This is a genomic window from Pseudomonas sp. Colony2 (assembly GCF_019382755.1).
Taxonomy (GTDB): Bacteria; Pseudomonadota; Gammaproteobacteria; order Pseudomonadales; family Pseudomonadaceae; genus Aquipseudomonas.
Genome location: NZ_CP080030.1, coordinates 1,760,324 through 1,784,631, shown reverse-complemented (window position 1 = coordinate 1,784,631; position 24,308 = coordinate 1,760,324). Strand labels below are relative to the sequence as shown.

Here is a 24,308-nt window from a genome sequence, read left to right as displayed (position 1 = left end):
CGGCGAAAGGTGGCGGCGATTATAGCCGGGGTGACGGGCTGCATGCGAGGCGTGCCGTCCAATCGTCAGTTACGGTGCGTCATCAGTTCCTCATAGCGGGCCCAGATTTTTTGCGCATAGCGAAGACGCAGGGCCTCACGCTGAGGCCCGGGCCCGCCGCCCACATTGTAGGAACCGATCGCTGTCCAGTTGTAGCCGAACTGTTTGACGAAGTCGGCAAGGATCGACGCCCCCACCTCCACCGACAGGCAAGGCTCATCCAGCAAGCGCTGCTCGGTAATGCCCTCCTTGAGCAGGCGCGGCAGGTGAATGCTGTTGATCTGCATCAGCCCGATATCACGGGTGCCGTTGTTGTTGGCGTAATTCATGGCCTTGGCGCGGTAGCCCGACTCCACCGCGGCGATGGCCTGCAACAATTCCGGCTCCATGCCGTATCGGCTGGCAGCCTCGGCCCAGCAATACGCCCGGGCTTCATTGCCGAAGCCGAGCGTGAGCATCAGCAGCAGCGCCCCCTTGCACCGGGCGCTGCTCATGCCTGCCCCCGACCGCAGGTGGAACAGACAGCGCCCACCGTCAGGCTGGTCATCCTGACCGCACAGGTCACCCGGTACCCTTTGCCGTATACCGTCTTGATCAGACCCTTGCCGCCCTTCAAATATTTGCGCAGCGAACAGATGCAACGGGTCAGGGACTCTTCCGTGGCCTCGTTATGGGGCCATGCCTGTTCCAGCAAGTGGTCCTTGGTCACCAGCACTCCGGCCGAGGACAGCAACAGGCGCAACACCTGCCACTCCTTGGGCGGCAGTTGAATATCCGAGTCTTCACTGGTCAATCTACCGTCACCGTGCAACGTCCAGCGCTCAAAGACCATGGGGGTAGCCAGTACCCCATCGTTCACCACGGCCATTCGTACCTCCGCACCCAACTCACCTTCCAACACTGGTTTCCTGAAGGTCGCGACTATAAAAAGCCCACTCGCTGTATAGGAGAGGAAAAAACCCCATAGGCACTGATTTTTTCAGACTGGGCACGTAGGACCTTTCGACGATGCCCGCCCAGGGGCGCCACCAACGTTCTTATCCTTCGGTCACCCGGGTAAATGCCCGCTTCACCTGCTCATGCTGGGAGCGCGTCAACGGCGGCGCCTGCCCCGGCTCGGCAGCGGTATGCAGCACACTTGCGACCGCCGTCGCCTGAATCACAAACAATCGCACACTGTTGGCCATGGGCCCGTTGTAGCGTCCGAGCAAGGCTGTGCCGGTATCGCGCTGAAAATTCCCCACCAGCAATCGCCTGCCCGGAGCCACACGCACCACCGTGTTGATCCCCATCCGCTCCACCCCCGCCGAGGGTTTGTCGCGACTGGCAGCCTTGCCCATCTGGCGGCCATCCTCGACGGTGAGCAGCATCTCGATTTCATTCGCCTCGGCAAAGCGCGGCAGAACACTGACCTGCGTACCAAAGACCACCGGTTGCCATTCGTCGTGGTCTTCACCCGGCCGGGGCAGATAGAACGTCTGGTTGTCGTTGAAAACCGCGGGCACATTCTCCTGGGTGAGAATCACCGGCAACGTCGTGACCCTCGCTCGCCTGCGCAACTCCAAGGCGGTGATCCGCTGCATGAATGCTTCGTCCTCGATGGGTGCCATGACCCGGGTAGCTGAAGGCTTGTCCGCCCCCTTGTGCATGGTCGCGCCGATCTTCTTGAGCTCATCGCGGTCCACATCCACCAGCCACATCGAAACCTCCACCGCGCGCTTCGGTACGTCCAGTTCTGCCACCAGACCTTCGATAAAGCTCACCTGCGCGGGCTTGCCCTTGATCAGCAGGCTGTTGGTGTCCGGGTACGCCAGCACCGAGATATTCTTGTCGGCCAGTAATCCGGGTTGCCGCGGGGACGCACTCTCCTGCTCGACGGCCAGCAGTTTTTCGATCATGGATGCCATGCCCGGCACCGTGACGGTTCTGTCGCCCATGTTGTACTCGCGGTCTGCAACGTGGGTGTTGAGCACCTGCACCACCCCGATCCGCTGCGGCCCCAGGCGCAGTTCCGCACGCTGGCGGTCCATCAGTTGGGCCAGGCGCAGCACATGGTCGACATAGTTCGGCGGCCCGGACACGTAGAAAACCCGCGCCCCACTCGCACGCAGCGGGTAGCGCGCCTCTTCGAGCCCCGAACGGCGCATGAACCCACGCAGGAGGTCGACCGAGATATGCCGCAGGGTCACTACCGAGCTTTTCGCCTCGTCGGCGTCATAGAGGTAAAGCACCTGGCCATCGGTGTACCAGATCAGGCCTTGCTGCTGGGCGACCGACTCCAGCAGCGGTTGGGGCGAGTCGAAATCGAACGCCCCGCTGATGCGCTTGCGAGCTGCCGCCTGACTGACAACGATCGGCTGCCCCAGCGGCAGGGACAACGCGGTAAAAAAAGTGTGCAGGCTTTCATCACGGGCCTGGTAGGAGCCCCCGAACGCGCCGGGGCTGCCCAGCAGCAGCAGGCCGAAAAGCAGCGTCGAGAAACGGTGAAGGTGGCTGAACATGCCTGCATGGCCCGGGCTGAAAGAGCGGCCATACTGCGAGGCAGGCCGATTTCAATCCTGATGGAAAGCTGACGCCCAACCCATCCTGTGCGCATCGTGGCATGTGCCTTGCTTTGCCTTGTCTATCGCAGCTCGCGCCAACGGCGGAACGGGCTCAAGGACACAGACGTCGTTACCCCGGGCTCTTCTTCTGAGTACCCGACGGAACGGCGTTTTTTTATGAAAGGTACGTATTGATGAGTGATCCCCTGGCTTGGGTCAACGGCAGCGATGCCCCGGAAAAGAGCAGCCTCAACCTGGGTTTCATGGCCCTGAGCGATTGCGCCTCGGTGGTGGTCGCCGCCACCCAGGGCTTCGCCCAGCCCTATGGCCTGACCTTGAATCTCAGGCGCCAGTCATCATGGGCCAGCCTGCGGGACAACCTGGTCAGCGGCGAACTGGACGCCGCCCACAGCCTGTACGGCCTGATCTACGCCGTGCACCTGGGCATCGGCGGCGTGGCACCCACCGATATGGCGGTGCTGATGGGCCTGAACCAGAACGGCCAGAGCATCAACCTGTCCCGTGGCTTGCAACAGCTGGGGGTGACCAGTCCTGAGGCACTGGACCGCCACGTGCACCAAAGCCGAACAAAACTCACCTTCGCCCAGACCTTTCCCACAGGTACCCACGCCATGTGGTTGTATTACTGGCTGGCCAGCCAGGGCATTCATCCCCTGCAGGATGTGGACAGTGTGGTGGTGCCGCCGCCGCAGATGGTTGCGCACCTGCAAGCCGGGCGCATCGACGGCTTTTGTGTGGGCGAGCCCTGGTGCGCCAGTGCGGTGAAGCAGAACCAGGGCTTTACCCTGGCCACCACCCAGGCACTGTGGCCGGACCATCCGGAAAAAGTCCTCGGCTGCACCCAGGCATTTGTCGAGCAATACCCCAATACCGCCCGGGTACTGGTGATGGCGATCCTGCAGGCCAGCCGTTTTATCGAACAGAGCACGGAAAACCGCCGCTCCACTGCACAGTTGCTGAGCGCCCCGCAGTACCTCGACGCCCCGCTCGATTGCATCGAACCGCGCCTGCTCGGCGACTACGATGACGGCCTCGGCAACCACTGGCAGGATCCCCACGCGCTGCGTTTTTATGGCGACGGCGAGGTGAACCTGCCCTACCTGTCTGATGGCATGTGGTTCATGACCCAGTTCCGCCGCTGGGGCCTGCTGCGGGAGGACCCGGACTACCTCGGCGTTGCCCGGCGTGTGCAACAACTGGACATCTATCGCCAGGCGGCCAGCGCCGTGGGCGTGCCTGCCGGTGGCGAGGCCATGCGCAGCAGCCAGTTGATCGACGGAAAAATCTGGGACGGTTCGGACCCGGCCGGGTATGCCCGCAGCTTTCGCCTGCATGCCATGGCAGATGTTGCCAGCCGCCAGGCCTTGCGCTGACAGGAGGAACCCATGCTACGAATCCTGTTGATCAATGACACACCGCGCAAGGTCGGTCGGCTCAAGGCTGCGTTGACCGAGGCCGGGTTTGAGGTGATCGATGAATCGGGGTTGACGATCGACTTGCCGGCGCGGGTCGAAGCGGTGCGCCCGGACGTGATTTTGATCGATACCGAGTCGCCGGGACGCGATGTGATGGAGCAGGTGGTGCTGGTGAGTCGCGACCAGCCACGGCCGATTGTGATGTTTACCGATGAGCATGATCCGGGGGTGATGCGTCAGGCGATCAAGTCCGGGGTGAGTGCCTACATTGTCGAGGGGATTCAGGCGCAGCGGTTGCAGCCGATTCTGGATGTGGCGATGGCGCGGTTCGAGAGTGACCAGGCGCTACGCGCGCAGTTGCAGGCGCGGGATCAGCAGTTGGCCGAACGCAAGCGGATCGAAACGGCCAAGGGGTTGTTGATGAAAATGAAGGGGTGTAATGAGGAAGAGGCCTACACGCTGATGCGGCGTCAGGCGATGAGTCGGCAGCAGAAGCTGATTCAGGTGGCGGAGCAGATTATTGCGATGAGTGAGTTGTTGGGGTGAGAGGGGGGGGCGGGGTGTATATCCGTTATTTAGGTAACGGCCGCTATTGGTACCGCCCTTACGGCGGCTCACTTTTGAACAGCGCAAAAGTAAGCAAAACGCTCTTGCCCCACCACTCGGCACCTCGCCTAGGCTCGGTGTGCCCTCACTCCGGCTTTGGACCGTGGGCCGCCGTCATGGGCCATCCCTGGCCCAGGACGGCTAACCTGGCGTCCTGCCAGGTTACCCACGCTCCAAAGCCTGCGTTCGGCCAGCGTGGTTTAACGGGGCGCCTGAGATCAAGATCAAGATCAAAAGCAAGAGCACAGCGGCCTCCCGGCCGGCTTGAGTGTTGAAGAGCAAAAGCCAAATCAAAATCTAAAGCGGGCACGGTCAAAAATGTGGGAGCGGGCTTGCTCGCGAAGGTCGTTAACGATGACGCGGGCATTCTGGATAAACGCGGCGCTCTCAGGTTTTTCGCGAGCAAGCCCGCTCCCACAGAAAAGCAGATCTGTTTTCGCTCTGGTCTTTGCTTTTAACACTCAAGCCGGCCGGTAGGCCGCTGTGCTCTTGCTTTTGATTTTGATCTGCGGGCCCCGTTAACCACGATGGCCGCAAGTAGGCACGGTGGAGCGGGTAAATCGGCAGGGATGCCGATTTAGCCGCGCCGGGCCATGGATGGCCCGTCGCGGCGGCCCGCGGAACCGTGCCGGAGTGCGGGCATGCCGAGCCTAAGCGAGGCACCGAGTGGTGGGGCAAAGACCTTTTGGTTACTTTTGGGGCGTTTGCCAAAAGTGACCCGCTGTAAGAGCGGAACCCTAAGCCGCCGTTACCGCAGCAACGGATATGTACACCACACCACACCACACCACACCACAACGCCCCCACCCCCTGTTGGCCCACCTCTTGCTAAAGAATCCCCACAGGTAGCCAACGGCGGTTGCCCCCTCCACGACAAAGACGTCGCACACCCGGTTTGCCCCAGCGAACCCGGTGGCGGCGTTTTTTCGTTTTGGCCCCATAGCCCGGGGCCGATGGGGCGGCCACAGCCGTTCCATCACCAGGCCTTCTCATAAGACCCCTTACCGCTGAGGTGCGTGATGAAATCAAGCTTCTGGAAATCCGGTCACACCCCGACCCTGTTCGCCGCGTTCCTGTATTTCGACCTGAGCTTCATGGTCTGGTACCTGTTGGGCCCATTGGCGGTACAAATCGCCGCCGACCTGCACCTCACCACCCAACAACGCGGCCTGGTGGTCGCCACCCCCATCCTGGCCGGCGCAGTGCTGCGGTTCCTGATGGGCATGCTCGCCGACAAACTCTCCCCCAAGACCGCCGGCCTGATCGGCCAGGTGATTGTCATCGGCGCCTTGTTCGTCGCCTGGAAACTCGGAATCCACAGCTACGAGCAAGCCCTGCTGCTGGGCATGTTCCTCGGCATGGCGGGAGCCTCGTTCGCCGTCGCCCTGCCCCTGGCCTCCCAGTGGTACCCCGCCGAGCACCAGGGCAAGGCCATGGGCATCGCCGGCGCCGGCAACTCCGGGACGGTGTTCGCGGCCCTGCTGGCACCGGTACTCGCCGCCGCGTTTGGCTGGAGCAATGTGTTCGGCTTCGCACTGATCCCGCTGATCCTGACGCTGATCGTCTTCGCCTGGCTCGCCCGCAACGCCCCGCAACGACCCAAGGCCAAGTCCATGGCCGACTACTTCAAAGCCCTGGGCGACCGCGACAGTTGGTGGTTCATGTTCTTCTACAGTGTGACCTTCGGTGGTTTCATCGGCCTGGCCAGCGCCCTGCCCGGCTATTTCAACGACCAATACGGCCTGAGCCCGGTCACCGCCGGCTACTACACCGCCGCCTGCGTATTCGGCGGCAGCCTGATGCGGCCTTTGGGCGGCGCCCTGGCCGACCGTTTCGGCGGGATTCGCACCCTGCTCGGCATGTACGGCGTGGCAGCGATCTGCATCGCGGCGGTGGGGTTCAACCTGCCAAGCTCCTACGCAGCACTGGCGCTTTTTGTGTGCACCATGCTCGGTTTGGGTGCCGGTAACGGTGCAGTCTTCCAACTGGTGCCCCAACGCTTTCACCGCGAGATTGGTGTGATGACCGGCCTGATCGGCATGGCCGGCGGCATCGGCGGTTTCGCCCTGGCGGCGGGCATGGGCGCGATCAAGCAAAGCACCGGCAGCTATCAGTTGGCGCTGTGGCTGTTCGCCAGCCTGGGCGTGCTGGCCTGGTTCGGCCTGTACGGCGTCAAGCGTCGCTGGAGAACCACCTGGGGCTCGGCTGCGGTGACGGCTGCACGGGTCTGATGAGCCTGCAACTGAGCTTCGCCCAAGCCAGCGCCACCGGCCCACGGCAGGAAAACCAGGACGCCTTGCGCCTGGTCACTCCCGCCCCGGAGCTGGCCGCCAGCAAAGGCTACTTGTGTGCCATCGCCGATGGCGTCAGCCAATGCGCCGATGGCGGACTGGCTGCACGCTCGACCTTGCAAGCCCTGGCCCTGGACTATTACGCCACGCCGCAAACCTGGGGCGTGGCCCAGGCCCTGGAACGCTTGCTGGTGGCCCAGAATCGCTGGCTGCAAGCCAATGGCGGCGGCCAGCCGTTGCTGACCACCCTCAGCGCCCTGGTGTTTCGCGGCCAGCGTTTCACCCTGGCCCATGTGGGTGATTGCCGGGTGTACCGCTGGCTCGATGGCCAGTTGCAGCGCCTGAGCCAGGAGCATGTGTGGGAGCAACCGGGCATGCAGCATGTGCTCAAGCGCGCCATGGGCCTGGATCAGCATCTGGTGCTGGATTTCCTCGACGGCGAGTTGCGGGCAGGCGAGTGTTTCCTGCTGCTCAGCGACGGCGTGTGGGCGACCCTGGATGACAACAACATCAGCGCAATCCTGCGGGAACAGTCGGACCTGGACCTCGCGGTAAACACCCTGGTCAGCGCCGCGCACCTGGCCGGTAGCCAGGACAACGCCAGCGCCCTGCTGGTCCGCGTCGACCAGCTTGGCGCCGCCACCCTCGGCGATGCGCTGGTGCAGTTGCAGCAATGGCCCCTGCCGCCCCCCCTGAAACCCGGCCAGCGCTTCGAAGGCTGGCACGTAGAGTCGCTGTTGGGGCAAAGCCGCCAATCCTTGCTCTATCGGGTGCGCGATGCCCATCAACAGGCGTGGCTGCTGAAGACCTTGCCGCTCAGCCACGACGATGACGTGTTCGCCGCCCAGGCATTGCTGTCAGAGGAATGGTTCCTGCGCCGGGTCGCCGGCCGCGCGTTTCCTGAAGTCCATCCAGCCAGTGGCCGTCAGCATTTGTACTACGTGATGCGTGAATACTCCGGCCAAACCCTGGCCGAACTGTTCAAGCACCAGGGCCCATTGCCCCTGGCGCAGTGGCAAACCCTGGCCGAGCGCCTGTTGCGTGCCGTCGGGCTGCTGCACCGCCGGCAGATCCTGCACCGCGACATCAAGCCGGAAAACCTGCTGCTGGGAGAGGATGGCGACTTGCGTGTGCTGGACTTCGGCCTGGCCTACTGCCCCGGGCTTTCGGAGGATCGCGCGCACCTGTTGCCTGGCACGCCAAGCTTTATCGCCCCGGAAGCCTTCAACGGCGAACGCCCTACCCCGCAACAGGACTTGTATAGCGTCGGTGTGACCTTGTATTACCTGCTCACCGGGCATTACCCCTACGGCGAAATCGAAGCTTTCCAGCGTCCTAGGTTCACTACGCTTGTCGGCGCCAGCCGCTACCGCCCCGACCTGCCCGACTGGCTGCAACAGAGCCTGGAGCGCGCAGTCGCCGCGCAACCCGAGCAACGTTATGAAACTGCCGAGGAATGGTTGCTGGTACTGGAGCAGGCGGATCGCCGCGAGTTGAGCACGCGACCAAAACCGCTGCTGGAGCGCGAACCGCTGAAGGTCTGGCAAACGTTGGCCGTGCTGTCGCTGCTGATCAATCTGGTGCTGTTGTACTGGCTGTTGCACCACTAAGAGGCGAAATTTCTTGATACATCACCGCCTCACTTAGCAAAACCAGCCAAAATCCTACTTGGCACAACCGCTGCATTAGCTTTCCCATCAACACACATATAGCCGCACCTTCAACGTCGAAGGTCGGGCTTCCCGAGAGAACGGGACCAGGACAAAGGCGTCCTCGCTACTTACGTAGCGGGGACGCCTTTTTTTGTTGCGCACGATTTGTCGAGCCACTGCGGAGAACGACATGAAGAAACTCAAACTGGTGATGATCGGCAACGGCATGGCCGGGGTTCGCACCCTTGAAGAATTGCTCAAGCTGAGCACCGACCTGTACGACATCACCGTTTTCGGCGCCGAGCCCCACACCAATTACAACCGCATTTTGCTGTCGCCGGTGCTGGCCGGTGAGCAGACCTTCGAAGAGATCGTGCTCAATGACCTGAGTTGGTACCTCGATAACAACATCAAGCTGTTGCTTAACCGCAAAGTGGTGCAGATCGACCGGGTCAAACGCAAAGTCATCGCCGAAGACGGCAGCGAGGCCGAGTACGATCGCCTGCTGATCGCCACCGGCTCCACGCCGTTTATCCTGCCGATCCCGGGCAATACGTTGCAGGGTGTGATCGGCTACCGCGACATCGCCGACACCCAGGCCATGATCGACACCGCCAAGACCCACAAGCACGCGGTCGTCATCGGCGGCGGCCTGCTGGGCCTGGAGGCCGCCAACGGCCTGATGCTGCGTGGCATGCACGTGACCGTGGTGCATATCGGCGAGTGGCTGCTGGAACGGCAATTGGACAAGACCAGCGGCCAGTTGCTGCAAACCGAACTGGAAAGCCGTGGCCTGGTGTTTCGCTTGAAGGAGCAGACCGAGGCGCTGCATGACGCTGGCAACGGCCGCGTCGGCTCGGTGCAATTCAAGAATGGCGATGTGATCCCCGCCGACCTGGTGGTGATGGCTGCGGGCATCCGCCCCAACACCGAACTCGCGGAAAAATCCGGCATCCCGTGCAACCGTGGGATTCTGGTCAACGACACCCTGCAAACCTACGACCCGCGCATCTATGCCATCGGCGAATGCGCCAGCCATCGCGGGATTGCCTACGGCCTGGTGGCACCGCTGTTCGAGCAGGCCAAGGTCTGCGCCAACCACCTCGCCCAACTGGGTTTCGCGCGCTATCAAGGCTCGGTGACTTCGACCAAATTGAAAGTTACCGGCATCGACCTGTTCTCCGCCGGGGACTTCATGGGCGGCGAAGGCACGGAGACCATCACGCTTTCCGACCCGATTGGCGGTGTGTACAAGAAGCTGGTGATCAAGGACGACATCCTCGTCGGCGCCTGCCTGTACGGCGATACGGCTGACGGCGGCTGGTATTTCCGGCAGATCCGTGAGAACCATGCCATTGGCGAGATCCGCGATCACCTGATGTTCGGTGAAAATGCTTTGGGCGATGTAGGCCACCAAGGCCAGGACAAAGCCATGAGCATGGCCGACACCGCCGAAGTCTGCGGCTGCAACGGCGTGTGCAAGGGCACCATCGTCAAGGCGATTCAGGAACACGGTCTGTTCAGCGTCGACGACGTGAAGAAGCACACCAAGGCTGCCAGTTCCTGCGGTTCCTGCGCCGGGCTGGTGGAACAGATCCTGATCAACACCGTGGGCGGCGCGGCGGACGTCAAACCGAAAAGCGAAAAAGCCATCTGCGGCTGCAGCGACCTCAACCACGGGCAAATCCGCCAGGCCATCCGCGACCAGCACCTGCTGACCATCGCCGGCACCATGAGCTACTTGAACTGGCGCACCCCGAACGGCTGTGCCACCTGCCGCCCGGCACTCAACTACTACCTGATCTCCACTTGGCCCGGCGAGGCAAAAGACGATCCGCAATCGCGCCTGATCAACGAACGCGCCCACGCCAATATTCAGAAAGACGGCACCTACTCGGTAGTCCCAAGGATGTGGGGTGGTGTGACCAATCCGTCGGAACTGCGGCGCATCGCTGATGTGGCCGACAAGTACAACGTGCCGATGGTCAAGGTCACCGGCGGGCAGCGCATCGATTTGCTCGGCATCAAGAAGCAGGACTTGCCCGGCGTATGGAAAGACCTCGATATGCCATCCGGCCACGCCTACGGCAAATCCATCCGCACCGTGAAGACCTGCGTCGGCAGCGAGTTCTGCCGCTTTGGTACGCAGAACTCGACGCAACTGGGGATTGAGCTGGAACATGACCTGTTCAATATGTGGTCGCCCCACAAGGTCAAGCTGGCAGTGTCCGGCTGCCCGCGCAACTGCTCGGAAGCGGGGATCAAGGACGTGGGAATCATCGGCGTCGATTCCGGCTGGGAGATGTACATCGGCGGTAACGGCGGGATCAAGACCGAGGTCGCCGAGTTCTTCGTCAAGCTGAAAACCGCCGAAGAAGTGCGCGAATACAACGGCGCTTTCCTACAGCTCTACCGGGAAGAAGCCTTCTACCTGGAGCGCACCGTGCACTACCTGCAACGGGTCGGCATGGAGCACATCAAGAAGGCTGTACTGGAAGACCCCGCGCGGCGCCAGGCGCTGAATGAACGCCTGCAATTTTCCCTGTCGTTCGAGCAGGACCCGTGGAAAGAACGCCTGGAACAGCCGCTGCTGAAAAAGGAATTCGACACCATCCCCGTCAAACTGCTGGAGGTGCCGGCATGAACTGGCTGGATATCTGCGCCCTCGAAGAAATCAACGCCCTGGGCTCGCGCATCATCAGCGGGCCAAAAGGCGACATCGCGATTTTTCGTACCAGTGACGACGAGGTTTTCGCCCTCGACGACCGCTGCCCGCACAAGGGTGGCCCGCTGTCCCAAGGCTTGATCTACGGCAAGCGCGTGGCCTGCCCGCTGCACAACTGGCAGATCGACCTGGAGTCCGGGGAGGCCCAGGCACCGGACGTCGGCTGCGCCCATCACCACCCGGCCCGTGTGGAAAACGGCCGGGTGATGTTGGCGCTGCGGGACGCCGGTTGATGAACCGCCAGACCACCGCGTCCACCTGCTGCTACTGCGGGGTCGGTTGCGGCGTACTGATCGAGCATGATGGCTCGCAGATCCTCGGCGTCAGTGGCGATCCGAGTCATCCGGCCAACTTCGGAAAATTGTGCAGCAAGGGCTCCAGCCTGCACCTCACCGGAGACCTCGCGGCCCGCGCGTTGTACCCGGAACTGCGGCTGGGCAAAGGCCTGGCCCGCAGCCGCACCGACTGGGATACCGCCCTGGAGCACGCGGCGAACGTGTTTGTCGAAACCATCGCTGAACACGGGCCGGACAGCGTCGCGTTCTATATTTCCGGGCAGTTGCTGACCGAGGATTACTACAGCTTCAACAAACTGGCGCGGGCGCTGGTGGGCACCAACAACATCGACAGCAACTCGCGGCTGTGCATGTCTTCGGCGGTGGTCGGCTACAAGCGCAGCCTGGGGGCCGACGCGCCACCGTGCAGCTACGAGGACCTGGAGTCGAGCGACTGCGTGATGATCGTCGGCAGTAACATGGCCTACGCGCATCCGGTGTTGTTCCGACGCCTGGAGGAAGCCAAGGCCCGCCGGCCACAGATGAAAATGCTGGTAATTGATCCCCGGCGCACCGACACCTGCGACTTGGCGGACCTGCATCTGGCGATTTTGCCGGGTACGGATGTCGCATTGTTCCATGGGATCCTGCACTTGCTGTTGTGGGAAGACTGGATCGACCGCGACTTTATCCAGGCCCATACCGACGGCCTGGTCGAACTCAAACGCCTGGTTCACGACTACACACCGCAAATGGTCACGCAGTTGTGCGGGATCAGTGTCGAGCAACTGCGCCTGTGTGCGGAATGGGTCGGCACCTCGGCGAGTTTTCTGTCGTTGTGGTGCATGGGGCTCAATCAGTCCACCGCCGGCAGCGCGAAGAACAGCGCCTTGATTAACCTGCATTTGGCGACCGGCACCATCGGCCGCCCTGGCTGCGGACCTTTCTCCCTGACGGGTCAGCCGAATGCCATGGGTGGGCGGGAAACCGGCAGTTTGTCGAATTTACTGCCTGGCCATCGTGAGGCTGCCAACCCCGAACATCGGGCAGAAGTAGCCGCGTATTGGGGGGTCGACCAACTGCCGGCCAGCACCGGGCTGACCGCCATCGAATTGTTTGAACAGATGCAGGCCGGCAAGATCAAGGCCTTGTGGATCGCGTGCACCAACCCCGCCCAATCCCTGCCCGATCAGAACACCGTGCGCCAGGCCCTGGAAGCGTGTCCGTTCGTGGTGCTACAGGAAGCCTTTCGTACAACCGAAACGGCGCGTTACGCCGACCTGTTGCTGCCAGCCGCGAGCTGGGGCGAGAAGGAAGGCACAGTGACCAACTCTGAGCGGCGCATTTCCCACGTTCGCCGAGCCATCGCCCCACCCGGGGAAGCGCGGCCGGACTGGGCAATCACCGTGGATTTTGCCCAACGCCTGGAGCAGCGTCTTTGTCCCGGAAAACCGGGGCTTTTTGCCTTTGAGCAACCGGCACAGATCTTTGATGAATACAAGCTGCTGACCCGTGGCCGGGACCTGGACCTGTCGGGTATCAGCCACGCGCTGCTGGACCGGATAGGCCCGCAGCAATGGCCATTCCCGGCCGATGCGGTGGGCGGAACACCAAGGCTGTACACCGACGGATTTTTCCCTACGGAGACTGGCCGCGCGCACTTTGTCGCCGACCCTTATCGCGCCGCCAAGGAGCAGCGTGACGCGCGCTTCCCACTCACCCTGATCACCGGCCGCCTGCGGGACCAATGGCATGGCATGAGCCGCACCGGCACCGCTGCGCATCTGTTCGGCCATGTCAGTGAAGCAGTGCTCAGCCTGCACCCGGACGAACTGCGTCGCCATCGCTTGAAGGAAGGGGATCTGGTCAGCCTGAAAAGCCGGCGCGGCAGCGTGATTGTGGCCGTCGGCAGCGATGACAGCGTGCGTCCCGGCCAGGCTTTCCTGCCGATGCACTGGGGCGACCGTTTTCTTAAAGGCGGCGTAAATGCGCTGACCCAGCCGGCATTCGACCCGCTGTCCAAACAGCCGGAACTCAAGCACAGCGGCGTGCGCCTGGAGGCGGTGCGGCTGCCCTGGCACTTGTTTGCGCTGATTGAAGGCGATGTGCAGCAACACTTCGAAGCGTTGCGACCGCTGTGTGACGGCTTTGCCTACGTCAGCCTGAGCCTGACCGGACGCGAGCGGCCTGCCCTGCTGATTCGTGCGGCGCATCACGAGGCGCCCGCCCTTGAACTGCTCAAGCAGATCGACCAACTGCTGGGCCTCAACGACGGCCCCGTGATGGCGTACGACGACCCGCGGCGCTCCATTGGCAAGCGGGTAAAGATTGAAAAAGGCCGTATCACCGCGATCCGCCTGGCTGGCGAAACCCTGGCTCGCCACTGGCTGCAAAGCCTGTGGCTGGAAGGTCGCACCGATGAGCAGTTACGCCGCTGGTTGTTGGCGCCATTGAGTGCGCCACCGGGGGGCGGCTCAAGCAGCAACAAGACGCTGTGCAACTGCAAGAACGTCAGCGAAAGCGCGGTCTGCGCCGGCATTGCCCGGGGCCTGGACCTGAACGGGCTGAAGCAGGAACTGGGTTGCGGCACGCAATGCGGCTCCTGTGTGCCGGAAATCAAACGGTTATTGGCGAGTGGCAAGCAGCCAATCGCGATCAGAGTGTGAGGCAAGCATATGAGCGCAAAAGTCTGGCTGGTGGGCGCAGGCCCCGGCGATCCGGAACTGCTGACACTCAAGGCGGTGAGAGCCCTGCGGGAAGCCGATGTGGTGCTGATCGATGATCTGGTCAACCCGGCGCTGCTGGAGCATTGCCCCGCTGCACGGCTGATCACCGTGGGCAAACGCGGTGGCTGCCGTTCCACCCCACAGGCGTTTATCCATCGCCTGATGTTGCGTTATGCCCGGCAGGGTAAATGCGTGGTGCGGCTCAAGGGCGGAGACCCGTGCATTTTTGGTCGCGGCGGCGAAGAGGCGGCGTGGCTCAGGCAGCAAGGGGTGGAAGTGGAGTTGGTCAACGGCATTACGGCAGGGCTGGCCGGGGCAACGAACTGCGATATCTCGCTAACGTTGCGCGGTGTCAGCCGTGGCGTCACGTTGGTCACGGCCCATACCCAGGACGACAGCAGCCTCAATTGGCGGGCCCTGGCCGAGGGCGGCACGACGCTGGTGATCTATATGGGGGTGGCGAAACTGGGGGAAATCCGCCGGCAATTGCTGGAAGGTGGCATGAGCGATGACATGCCGGTGGCGATGATTGAAAACGCTTCACTGCCACAACAGCGCGAATGCCGCAGCAGCCTCGCCCGGATGCAGGATGATGCGCACGAATTCGCGCTCAAGAGCCCGGCTATCCTGGTGATTGGCCGGGTTGCGCAAGCGACGCAGGCGCTTGCGGCCCTGGCCAGCGCCACGGCCTGAGGCAAATTACAGGCGAAAAAAAGCCCGGCCTAAGCCGGGCTTTTTTCTACAACTCAGTAATTACTGAGCTGCTTGTGCTTCTACCGAGGCTTCTACGCGACGGTTGATAGCACGGCCAGCTTCAGTTGCGTTGTCAGCAACTGGGCGGGATTTGCCATAACCAACCGAGCTTACACGGTTAGGAGCGATACCGTCTTTGACCAGGACTTGCTTAACAGCGTCAGCACGACGCTGGGACAGCTTCTGGTTGTAAGCGTCAGGACCGACGGAGTCAGTGTGACCTTCAACAACGGTGGTGGTTTGTGGGTACTGTTTCATGAAGTCAGCGAGGTTTTTCACGTCGCCGTAGCTGTTAGGCTTAACAACCGACTTGTCGAAGTCGAACTTCACGTCCAGCTCAACACGAACAACCTGAGCAACCGGAGCTTCTGGCTCTGGGGTTGGCTCTGGAGCTGGTGCTGGGGTAGGAGCTGGAGCAGTTTTGCCAGCGTTGCCGCCGAAGTTTACGCCCAGGCCAACCAGTGCGGAATAGTCCCACTTGCCGTTGTCGATAGCGTAGTCAGCTTCAACACCAGCACGTGCGAACAGGTTGTCGGTGAAGTAGTACTTCACACCAGCGCCAGCGATAGCCAGGGTCGATTGATCGCGACCTTTGTGACCATCAGCTTCAACGTTGGTACGGCTCTGGTGGCCGAAACCGCCCTCTACGTATGGACGCAGGGAGTCGACGCCAGCTTGACCGAAGTGGTACTGGGCAGTAACGCTGCCGGTATCACCTTTGATCTTCTGGTTGCCAGTACCGTCGTTCGAACGGGTGTGGTTGGTAGTGTCGTAGTTCAGGTTGATCGACACGTCGTCGGTCAGGAAGTAACCGATGCTGGCGCCAGGATTGAAGCCGTCTTCGATATGTTTGACGCTATCGTTGAACTGCTTTTTGTAAAACAGCTGGCCTTCAACTGCGCCTTGGCCTTGTGCCAGAGCGCCGACAGAAGTGGCAGCAATAAGAGTACCAATGGCCAAGCCCAAGGTGTTTTTCAGTTTCATCCGTTAAATCCCCATCTGGTGATTGTAAAGCAGTCCCACATACCGGGGGACAACTCGGCGACAAGTCTAACAGAACTTGCCTACACGTAAGAGATATTTGCCACGCACTAAGTTTCAGTGCTGCCCGCAAATTTCTCACGTAATTTATCAAGAGCGCGTTTGTAACGCATTTTTGTAGCACTCAAACCCATATGCATGATGTCAGCGATCTCCTGAAACTCCAGCTCTGCGACAAATCGTAGCACCAGAATTTCCCGATCAATCGGATTCACATGCACCAACCAGCGATCGAGTCCGCCCTTTTCTTCCGGGGTAGGCGCCTTTTCCTCAGACGCTTCCTCAAGGGGGTCCAGACTCAAAGCATCCATCAAGCGACGCTTTCGCCGTTCCTTCCGATACTGCGTGATGCACTCGTTGTACGTGATGCTATAGAGCCATGTCTTGAACTTCGATTTTCCCTCGAAGTTCTTCAGGCCGTATAGCACCTTGAGCATCACTTCCTGACAGACATCATCCGCATCTCTATCGTTCCCTAAATACCTTGAACAAACGTTGAACAGAGTGCGTTGATACCTGCGCATCAATTCTTCGTACGCGCGTGTTACGTGAAACAGCTCCGTGTGCGCGCGCGCGACCAACTCCTCATCAGAGAGCTCACGGGGGTCATAGCGCGTGGACAGCGTTTGGGCTTTATTCAAAACAAGTCGTGCCGACAGTCAGGTCAATGTCCGCCATGGCCTGGATACCCAGGTTTGCGGCGGCGTACATTAGCAGGATTCGCCGGGTTAGCGGCTAGTCACATGCTGTTCCAGCAGGATCCGGTTCGAAAGCGAAACCAGTTCGCCATCGTCCGTCAGCACTGTCGTCTTGACCGTGCCGATCTCCTCGATCTGCCCTTCGACCTCGCCCACACGCACTTGTTGCCCAACCTGATATAGCTCACGCACATAGATTCCCGCAAGAATCTGCCCGGCAATTTCCCGGCTTCCCAGTCCCATGGCCAGCGCAACGGCCAGACCAACGGTAATCAAAACAATCACAATCACATGGTTCAGCAGGTCAGTCTTGACCTCCAGCTGGCTGATCGCGACCGAAATACTGATGATAATCACCAGACCCTGGGCAATTCGCCCCAGGCCGCTGGCGTAATCCAGACCCACGCCTTCAGCCGCGCCACGCACCAGGCCATTGGCCAGTTGCGCCAGCAAAACCCCTACCAGCAACACCAGCGCGCCACCGAATACTTTCGGCAAATACAGCGCCAGCATGTCGAGCGTAGCTGAAACTCGCTCAAGTCCAAGGGATTCAGCCGCAGAAACCAGAAAAATCAGCAAAACAAACCAATAAACGATCTTGCCGATCAGGGTCGAGATCGGCACTTGCAACCCGGCACGCCCCAAAATCTTGGTCAGGCCGGTGCCACCCATCAATCGATCAAGACCCAGCTTAGCCAGCAACTTGGAAAGCAGGGTGTCAAGCAGCTTGGCCACGACAAAACCCAGCAGTACCACCACCAGTGCACCAAACAGGTTGGGAATGAAATTCGCCACCTTGGTCCACAACGCAGTCATTGCAGTTACCAGACTCTGGGTCCAGAGATCGAGTTCCATATTCATTCAGCCTTATCAGCAGTGCGAGCAAGAGGTTTACGACGGGAAACCGGTGAGACATGGGCCGAACCATTGTTCAAGGCCATCATCAACGCCGGCAACCAGCGGCCAAGCAGACCGAACAGATCCCCCGCCCCGACCTGGCGGTTGGCGGTTTTCAAGACGCGACCCAGGCAAGCATCGTCGTCCCGGTTGGACGGCGAGGCATTGAGCATGTCACGCAAAGACTGTTCGAACGGATCGTGCATAAAAAACCTCTCGCAAGTGATTTAAAAGACGAGGGTAAAATTCTTCGGGTCACATGACCTCTTTCCACGTTCAGGTCACATTCAGCTCAAACCCAACGTAACCGTCGAAACAACCACCATTGCCCGACCGCCACCGTGACCATCATCAGGCAGGCAATCAGGAACCCGTAAGGGCTGGAAGAGAACGGAATTCCGCCTACATTGATGCCCAGCAAACCGGTCAGGAAACTCATCGGCAGGAAGATCCCGGTGATGATCCCGAAGCGGTACATGGTGCGGTTCATGCGCAGGCTCAAACGCCGGTCTTCGGTCTCCAGCACAAGCCCCACGCGCTCCCGGGCCAGCTCAAGCTCTTCCAGGTAGCGGGTCAGGCTGTTGTTCAATTCGTTCCAGTAGTCAGCATCGTCGTCACAGAACCAGGGCAATTTGATCCGGGTCAACTGCGCGAAAATATCCCGCTGCGGCGACAGGAAACGTTTAAGCCCGGCGGCGCGCCGACGGATCTGCAAAACGCTGCCGTGCTCCGGAGTATACCGTTCGTCGGCATCCAGTTTTTCTTCTTCGATATCGACGATTTCGGACAAGTCGCTGACCAGATCCTGAACCTTGTTGGTCAGGTACTGCGCCATATACAGGACCAGCTCCGAGGAAGTCTTCGGCCCTTTGCCGTCTGCCAGTTGCACCAGCAACTCGTCGGTGGCGCGCAATGGGCGCAAACGCAGGGAAATCACCCGCGCTGCCGAGGCAAAGATCCGCACCGAGACCATGTCTTCCGGTTCGGCGCCGGGATTGAGGTTGACCCCGCGCAAAAACAGCAGCAGTTCGGCATCCGGCAGCGGCAACAGGCGTGGGCGAGTGTTCTCCTCCAGCAGCAGGTCACAGGCGAATTCGCTGAGGCCGCTGGATTTGCGCAACCAGGTCTGGGTCTGGGGATGGCTGCGGTCCCAATGCAGCCACAGGCTTTCCTGAGGCTGCAGTTGCAGCTCATCAAGCTCTGTCCGGGCAATCGAACGCGCACCACCTTTACCGTCCAGCACCAGGGCATGCACCAGCCCCCACTGCGCGTTTTCTTCCTCGAACATCCTCACCCCTGTCGGCTACTGCTGTTTATTCAGGCATCTTCAGCGGGCTGGGGGAGACGATCACGCCGTTATTGTCGGCGTACACGTACTCACCCGGGCGGAAGGTCACGCCGGCGAATGTCACCGCCACGTTCAAATCGCCAATACCGCGCTTGTCAGTCTTCATCGGGTGGCTGGCCAGGGCCTGCACGCCCAGGTCGGTCTGGGCGATCACGTCGACATCGCGGATGCAGCCGTAGATCACCAGCCCTTCCCAGCCGTTTTTCGCGGCTTTCTCGGCGATCATGTCGCCCAGCAACGCGCGGCGCAGGGAACCTCCACCATCGACCACCAGCACCTTGCCGGCCCCATTGAGCTCGGCTTGTTCCTTGACCAGGGAATTGTCTTCAAAGCACTTGATGGTCACGATCTCGCCACCAAAGGAGTCCCGGCCGCCGAAATTGCTGAACATCGGCTCAACCACCTGCACCAGCTCCGGATAGGCGTCACACAGGTCGGGGGTAAGGTAATGGTTCATCGAGAAACTCCTGTAGGTGAAAGAAGGTGTCAAACATCCCACTGTTTACTTACATCTGGAAACGCTTTGCCATGAAGGTTCTTTAATCCGGGCCGAATAGTCAGGCCCATCGGATAGCAACGCAAGACCCACTGCGCGACTGAATATGACCAGAACCACCCAACGCGTCATATCTTAGCCTCTACGGCAAACAAGCGAAACGCCCCTGATAGAGCCTTGCGCTCAAACCGCTGCCAGTTCCTGCGCCTGCGCCCCCAGCAAAGGTGTAAGCGGATTTTTCAACCAGCGCGTCACCAGCGGCCACACTTCAGCCTGGGCGGCCTTGCTGACGAGCATCTCGACATGCCCGAAATTCCCGCTGAACCCTTGCTGGCGCCCCAGGCACAGGTATTGGCGATGCTCGGAGCCGACCTGCTCAAAGAGCTTGCGACAGGCCCAGTCCGGGTCCTGGTGATCGCCGGCGGCGCTCACCGCCAACAGCGGCACGTCAACCTCGGCCAGGCCTTTCCACCAATCCTGCTTACCTTCGCCAAAGCGGCCGAACAGCCCATTCCAGCGCATGGCTTCAATCAATACGCCCGCCGGCTCGTCCTCCGGGCCGCGTTTCCACCGAGCGCCGGACAATTGGCCGAAACGTTTCAAGAGCAGGCGACCGGTCCACTCCACCGGTGGCAACTTCAACGGCCAATGCGTGCGACTGACCTGGCAGCCAAACAGCGCCACCGAGGCCACTGCCGGCGCGCCAAGGTGCTGCCCACCCAGGGCCGCAGCCAGGGTTGTGCCACCCAGGGAATGCCCGATCCAGTGGGGAATCTGCCCGCTTTGCTCACGCACGAAGGCGGCAATGGCCGGCAAGTCGTAGCGAGCATAGTCGGCGACACGATTCCTGGCGTAGTCCTGATTGCGCCGGGACAGCCCGTGACCGCGCATTTCCGGGATCCAGACGTCAAACCCTTCGCGCGCCAGGTAGGCGCCCAGGCCGATCCCCTTGGGCGAGTACCAGAAGCGGCGGTTGGAAAAACTGCCATGCAACAAAACCACCGGCACGCCCCGGTTTTCCGGGACGTCAGCCAGGCCCAGGCGGGTCACGGCCAGCTCGACGGTACCGTCAGGGCTGTTGCCGGGTTTCAGCCGATACACATCTTCACTCAGGTCGCCACGACGCTCAGCGCTGATCAAGGCGACGGGAAACAGGTTGCTGCTGCTTTGCATAATGCTCTTGCACAAAAAAGGGCGGCGTCCGGAAGGAGTTCCGCCCTGTACAGAATGAGAAATGCCGGCCAACCGCAAGGTTGACCGGCACTTTTGGGTGTTGCGTGTTACGCCTGGGCTTGACCTTCAGCCAGGAAGAACCAGGTTTCCAGTACGGAATCGGGGTTCAGCGAGACGCTTTCGATGCCCTGCTCCATCAGCCACTTGGCCAGGTCCGGGTGATCGGAAGGGCCTTGGCCGCAGATCCCGATGTACTTGCCGGCCTTGTTGCACGCCTGGATGGCGTTGGCCAGCAGCTTCTTGACCGCAGGGTTACGCTCGTCGAACAGGTGGGCGATGATCCCGGAGTCGCGGTCCAGGCCCAGGGTCAGCTGAGTCAGGTCGTTGGAACCGATGGAGAAGCCGTCGAAGAACTCCAGGAATTCTTCAGCCAGGATGGCATTGGATGGCAGCTCGCACATCATGATGACGCGCAGGCCGTTCTCGCCACGGGACAGGCCGTTTTCAGCCAGCAGGTCCACCACCTGGCTCGCTTCACCCAGGGTGCGCACGAACGGCACCATGATTTCGACGTTGGTCAGGCCCATCTCGTTGCGCACGCGCTTGAGGGCACGGCATTCCAGCTCGAAGCAGTCGCGGAAGGCTTCGCTGATGTAGCGCGAGGCGCCACGGAAGCCCAGCATCGGGTTTTCTTCTTCCGGCTCGTAAAGCTTGCCGCCGATCAGGTTGGCGTACTCGTTGGACTTGAAGTCCGACAGGCGCACGATGACCTTTTTCGGGTAGAACGCCGCTGCCAGGGTGCTGATGCCTTCCACCAGCTTCTCGACGTAAAAGCCCACCGGGTCGTTGTAGCCGGCGATGCGCTTGTCGACGCTTTCCTTGATGTCCGGCGGCAGGCCGTCGTAGTTCAGCAGGGCCTTGGGGTGCACACCGATCATGCGGTTGATGATGAACTCCAGGCGGGCCAGGCCCACACCGGCGTTCGGCAATTGCGCGAAATCGAAGGCGCGGTCCGGGTTGCCGACGTTCATCATGATCTTGAACGGCAGGTCGGGCATGGCGTCGATGGAGTTTTGCTTGATATCGAAGCCCAGCTCACCTTCGAAGATGAAGCCGGTGTCGCCTTCAGCGCAGGACACGGTCACGCCCTGGCCGTCTTTCAACAGTTGGGTGGCGTTACCGCAACCGACCACTGCCGGAATCCCCAGCTCGCGGGCGATGATCGCCGCGTGGCAGGTACGCCCGCCACGGTTGGTGACGATGGCGCTGGCGCGCTTCATCACCGGTTCCCAGTCCGGGTCGGTCATGTCGGAGACCAGCACGTCGCCTGGCTGGACCTTGTCCATCTCGGACACGTCCTTGATGATCCGCACCTTGCCGGCGCCGATGCGCTGGCCGATGGCACGGCCCTCCACCAGCACGGTGCCGGTTTCTTTCAACAGGTAGCGTTCCATGACGTTGGCCGAGGTGCGGCTCTTCACGGTCTCAGGGCGGGCCTGGACGATGTAAAGCTTGCCGTCGTCGCCGTCCTTGGCCCATTCGATGTCCATCGGGCACTTGTAGTGCTTCTCGATGATCATCGCTTGTTTGGCCAGTTCGCTGACTTCGGCGTCGGTCAGGCAGAAACGCGCGCGTTCGGCCTTGTCGACATCAACGGTTTTCACCGAGCGACCGGCCTTGGCCTCGTCGCCGTAGATCATCTTGATCGCCTTGCTGCCCAGGTTGCGGCGCAGGATGGCCGGGCGGCCGGCTTCAAGGGTGTGTTTGTGGACGTAGAATTCGTCCGGGTTCACCGCGCCTTGTACGACGGTTTCGCCGAGGCCGTAGGCGCCGGTGATGAACACCACGTCGCGGAAGCCCGATTCGGTGTCCAGGGTGAACATCACGCCGGCGGTGCCGGTTTCCGAACGCACCATGCGCTGCACACCGGCAGACAGGGCCACCAGCTTGTGGTCGAAACCCTGGTGTACGCGGTAGGAAATAGCACGGTCGTTAAAGAGGGAGGCAAACACTTCCTTGGCTGCGCGGATCACGTTTTCCACGCCGCGGATGTTCAGGAAGGTTTCTTGCTGGCCGGCAAAGGAGGCGTCCGGCAGGTCTTCGGCGGTGGCCGAGGAGCGCACGGCGACAGCCATGTCGGGGTTACCGGCCGACAGCGTGGCAAACGCGGTGCGGATCTCGGCGTTGAGCTTCTCGGGGAATTCGGCTTCCATGATCCATTGACGGATCTGGGCGCCAGTCTTGGCCAGGGCGTTGACGTCATCGACGTCCAGCGCATCGAGGGCGGCATGGATCTGATCGTTGAGGCCGCTCAACTCGAGGAAATCACGGTAAGCCTGGGCAGTGGTGGCAAAACCACCTGGCACCGATACACCGGCACCCGCAAGATTACTGATCATCTCGCCCAGGGATGCGTTCTTGCCCCCTACGTGCTCTACATCATGGACGCCGAGCTTATCGAGGGAAACTACGTACTCTACCAAGGTGATCTCTCCACTTTCTGTGTTGGAAAAGCTCAGGACGCCGGCGGCTCAGTAGGAGCGGTTACCGGCGTTTGTGGCCTGGACCTGGAAAATAAGTGAGAATGCGGCCCACTGCGGGACGGCAAAATCGCGCCTATCATATCCAAGATTCGTCATCAGCTTAAGGCCCAAGGCTCAAATGAAACGATCTGCTTTCTTTATCTCCGACGGCACCGGCATTACAGCCGAAACCCTGGGTCAAAGCCTGCTGGCGCAGTTCGAAAACATTACCTTCAGCAAATTCACGCGACCCTATATCGATAGCGTGGATAAAGCGCGAGCCATGGTACAACAAATCAATCTGGCGGCCGAAAAAGACGGATTTCGTCCGATCATTTTCGACACCATCGTCAATCAGGACATTCGTGAGATCCTCGCCACCTCCAATGGTTTCATGATCGACATCTTCTCTACCTTCCTGGCGCCGCTGGAACAAGAGTTAAGTGAACATTCGTCATACTCTGTCGGAAAATCTCACTCCATTGGCCATAACTCCAACTATATGGAGCGGATCGAGGCGGTGAACTTCGCCCTCGACAACGACGACGGCGCCCGCACCCACTACTACGACAAGGCTGATTTGATCCTGGTGGGCGTGTCCCGCTGCGGCAAGACGCCGACCTGCCTTTATATGGCCATGCAGTTCGGGATTCGCGCGGCCAACTACCCGCTGACCGAAGACGACATGGAGCACCTGACGCTGCCGAGCGCCCTGCGCGCGCACCAGCACAAGCTGTTCGGGCTGACCATCGACCCGGACCGCCTGACGGCGATTCGCAACGAGCGCAAGCCCAATAGCCGTTACTCCAGCTATGCGCAGTGCGAATTTGAAGTGCGGGAGGTGGAAAATCTGTTCCGCCGGGAAAATATTGCGCACATCAATTCCACGCATTTTTCGGTGGAAGAGATTTCGGCGAAGATTCTGGTGGAGAAAGGGGTGGAGCGGCGGTTCAAGTAACTCCGCGCTCTGGCCAACGTGCTTGTGTGGCGAGGCAGCTTGCTCCCGCTCGACTGCGCAGCAGTCGCAAACCAGACGACTGGTATTTAGTGAATGGCTTTGGGGCTGCTTCGCAGCCCAGCGGGAGCA

The 24,308-nt window shown here is 60.9% G+C and carries 20 protein-coding genes; 9 read left to right on the top strand and 11 right to left on the bottom strand.

Annotated features, from left to right (window positions below; genetic code table 11):
- Positions 1 to 65 precede the first annotated feature (65 nt).
- The 3 genes from JV201_RS07645 to sctC form a co-directional block, all read right to left on the bottom strand.
- Positions 66 to 533, bottom strand: a complete 468-nt coding sequence (locus tag JV201_RS07645; protein ID WP_003219119.1) for a transglycosylase SLT domain-containing protein — start codon at positions 531 to 533, stop codon at positions 66 to 68.
- Positions 530 to 907: a winged helix-turn-helix domain-containing protein gene (locus tag JV201_RS07640; RefSeq protein WP_023659087.1), complete on the bottom strand. Its 378-nt coding sequence runs from the start codon at positions 905 to 907 to the stop codon at positions 530 to 532. Before JV201_RS07640 ends, JV201_RS07645 begins: the two co-directional genes overlap by 4 nt.
- A 169-nt stretch (positions 908 to 1,076) precedes the next feature.
- Positions 1,077 to 2,540: a type III secretion system outer membrane ring subunit SctC gene (sctC, locus tag JV201_RS07635; protein ID WP_219406701.1), complete on the bottom strand. Its 1,464-nt coding sequence runs from the start codon at positions 2,538 to 2,540 to the stop codon at positions 1,077 to 1,079.
- Between the two features lie 236 nt (positions 2,541 to 2,776).
- Here sctC and JV201_RS07630 point away from each other — a divergent pair, with 236 nt between their 5' ends.
- The 8 genes from JV201_RS07630 to cobA all read left to right on the top strand — a co-directional run bounded on the left by JV201_RS07630 (position 2,777) and on the right by cobA (position 14,986).
- The gene (locus JV201_RS07630; protein ID WP_003219123.1) at positions 2,777 to 3,976 is read left to right on the top strand and encodes a CmpA/NrtA family ABC transporter substrate-binding protein; all 1,200 of its coding nucleotides are present in this window, start codon (positions 2,777 to 2,779) and stop codon (positions 3,974 to 3,976) included.
- A gap of 12 nt (positions 3,977 to 3,988) precedes the next feature.
- The gene (locus JV201_RS07625; RefSeq protein WP_003219125.1) at positions 3,989 to 4,564 is read left to right on the top strand and encodes an ANTAR domain-containing response regulator; all 576 of its coding nucleotides are present in this window, start codon (positions 3,989 to 3,991) and stop codon (positions 4,562 to 4,564) included.
- 1,079 nt (positions 4,565 to 5,643) lie between these two features.
- On the top strand, positions 5,644 to 6,855 hold the full coding sequence (locus JV201_RS07620) for a NarK/NasA family nitrate transporter (RefSeq protein WP_003215029.1): 1,212 nt from the start codon (positions 5,644 to 5,646) through the stop codon (positions 6,853 to 6,855).
- Positions 6,855 to 8,525, top strand: a complete 1,671-nt coding sequence (locus tag JV201_RS07615; protein WP_219406700.1) for a bifunctional protein-serine/threonine kinase/phosphatase — start codon at positions 6,855 to 6,857, stop codon at positions 8,523 to 8,525. The genes JV201_RS07620 and JV201_RS07615 overlap by 1 nt, the downstream gene beginning before the upstream one ends.
- A gap of 232 nt (positions 8,526 to 8,757) precedes the next feature.
- A complete protein-coding gene (nirB, locus tag JV201_RS07610) occupies positions 8,758 to 11,211 on the top strand; it encodes a nitrite reductase large subunit NirB (RefSeq protein WP_177008970.1) in 2,454 nt (817 codons plus the stop codon).
- Positions 11,208 to 11,525 (top strand): nitrite reductase small subunit NirD, encoded by a 318-nt coding sequence (gene nirD, locus JV201_RS07605; protein WP_003215022.1) that lies wholly within the window; start codon positions 11,208 to 11,210, stop codon positions 11,523 to 11,525. Before nirB ends, nirD begins: the two co-directional genes overlap by 4 nt.
- Positions 11,525 to 14,233: a nitrate reductase gene (locus JV201_RS07600; protein ID WP_219406699.1), complete on the top strand. Its 2,709-nt coding sequence runs from the start codon at positions 11,525 to 11,527 to the stop codon at positions 14,231 to 14,233. The genes nirD and JV201_RS07600 overlap by 1 nt, the downstream gene beginning before the upstream one ends.
- A 9-nt stretch (positions 14,234 to 14,242) precedes the next feature.
- Positions 14,243 to 14,986, top strand: a complete 744-nt coding sequence (gene cobA, locus JV201_RS07595; RefSeq protein ID WP_003215019.1) for a uroporphyrinogen-III C-methyltransferase — start codon at positions 14,243 to 14,245, stop codon at positions 14,984 to 14,986.
- A gap of 60 nt (positions 14,987 to 15,046) precedes the next feature.
- Here cobA and JV201_RS07590 read toward each other — a convergent pair whose 3' ends face one another.
- The 8 genes from JV201_RS07590 to ppsA all read right to left on the bottom strand — a co-directional run bounded on the left by JV201_RS07590 (position 15,047) and on the right by ppsA (position 23,182).
- Entirely contained in the window at positions 15,047 to 16,030 is a 984-nt protein-coding gene (locus tag JV201_RS07590) for an OmpA family protein (protein ID WP_003215016.1), read from the bottom strand.
- 107 nt (positions 16,031 to 16,137) lie between these two features.
- On the bottom strand, positions 16,138 to 16,728 hold the full coding sequence (sigX, locus tag JV201_RS07585) for an RNA polymerase sigma factor SigX (RefSeq protein ID WP_008432648.1): 591 nt from the start codon (positions 16,726 to 16,728) through the stop codon (positions 16,138 to 16,140).
- Positions 16,729 to 16,815: 87 nt separating this feature from the next.
- Positions 16,816 to 17,640, bottom strand: a complete 825-nt coding sequence (locus tag JV201_RS07580; protein ID WP_008432650.1) for a mechanosensitive ion channel domain-containing protein — start codon at positions 17,638 to 17,640, stop codon at positions 16,816 to 16,818.
- Positions 17,641 to 17,642: 2 nt separating this feature from the next.
- Complete coding sequence (locus tag JV201_RS07575; RefSeq protein ID WP_003215011.1) at positions 17,643 to 17,888, bottom strand: hypothetical protein; 246 nt, start codon at positions 17,886 to 17,888, stop codon at positions 17,643 to 17,645.
- 86 nt (positions 17,889 to 17,974) lie between these two features.
- A complete protein-coding gene (locus JV201_RS07570) occupies positions 17,975 to 18,970 on the bottom strand; it encodes a zinc transporter ZntB (RefSeq protein ID WP_003215009.1) in 996 nt (331 codons plus the stop codon).
- A gap of 25 nt (positions 18,971 to 18,995) precedes the next feature.
- Entirely contained in the window at positions 18,996 to 19,487 is a 492-nt protein-coding gene (gene rraA / locus JV201_RS07565) for a ribonuclease E activity regulator RraA (protein WP_003215007.1), read from the bottom strand.
- Positions 19,488 to 19,709: 222 nt separating this feature from the next.
- Positions 19,710 to 20,699, bottom strand: coding sequence for an alpha/beta fold hydrolase (locus tag JV201_RS07560; protein ID WP_102368362.1), 990 nt, complete (start codon positions 20,697 to 20,699; stop codon positions 19,710 to 19,712).
- A gap of 107 nt (positions 20,700 to 20,806) precedes the next feature.
- Positions 20,807 to 23,182 carry a phosphoenolpyruvate synthase gene (gene ppsA / locus JV201_RS07555; protein WP_003215003.1) on the bottom strand — a complete coding sequence of 792 codons (2,376 nt, stop codon included), beginning with the start codon at positions 23,180 to 23,182 and terminating at the stop codon, positions 20,807 to 20,809.
- 178 nt (positions 23,183 to 23,360) lie between these two features.
- Here ppsA and JV201_RS07550 point away from each other — a divergent pair, with 178 nt between their 5' ends.
- Positions 23,361 to 24,179, top strand: a complete 819-nt coding sequence (locus JV201_RS07550) for a pyruvate, water dikinase regulatory protein (protein ID WP_003215001.1) — start codon at positions 23,361 to 23,363, stop codon at positions 24,177 to 24,179.
- The last annotated feature ends 129 nt before the right edge of the window (positions 24,180 to 24,308 follow it).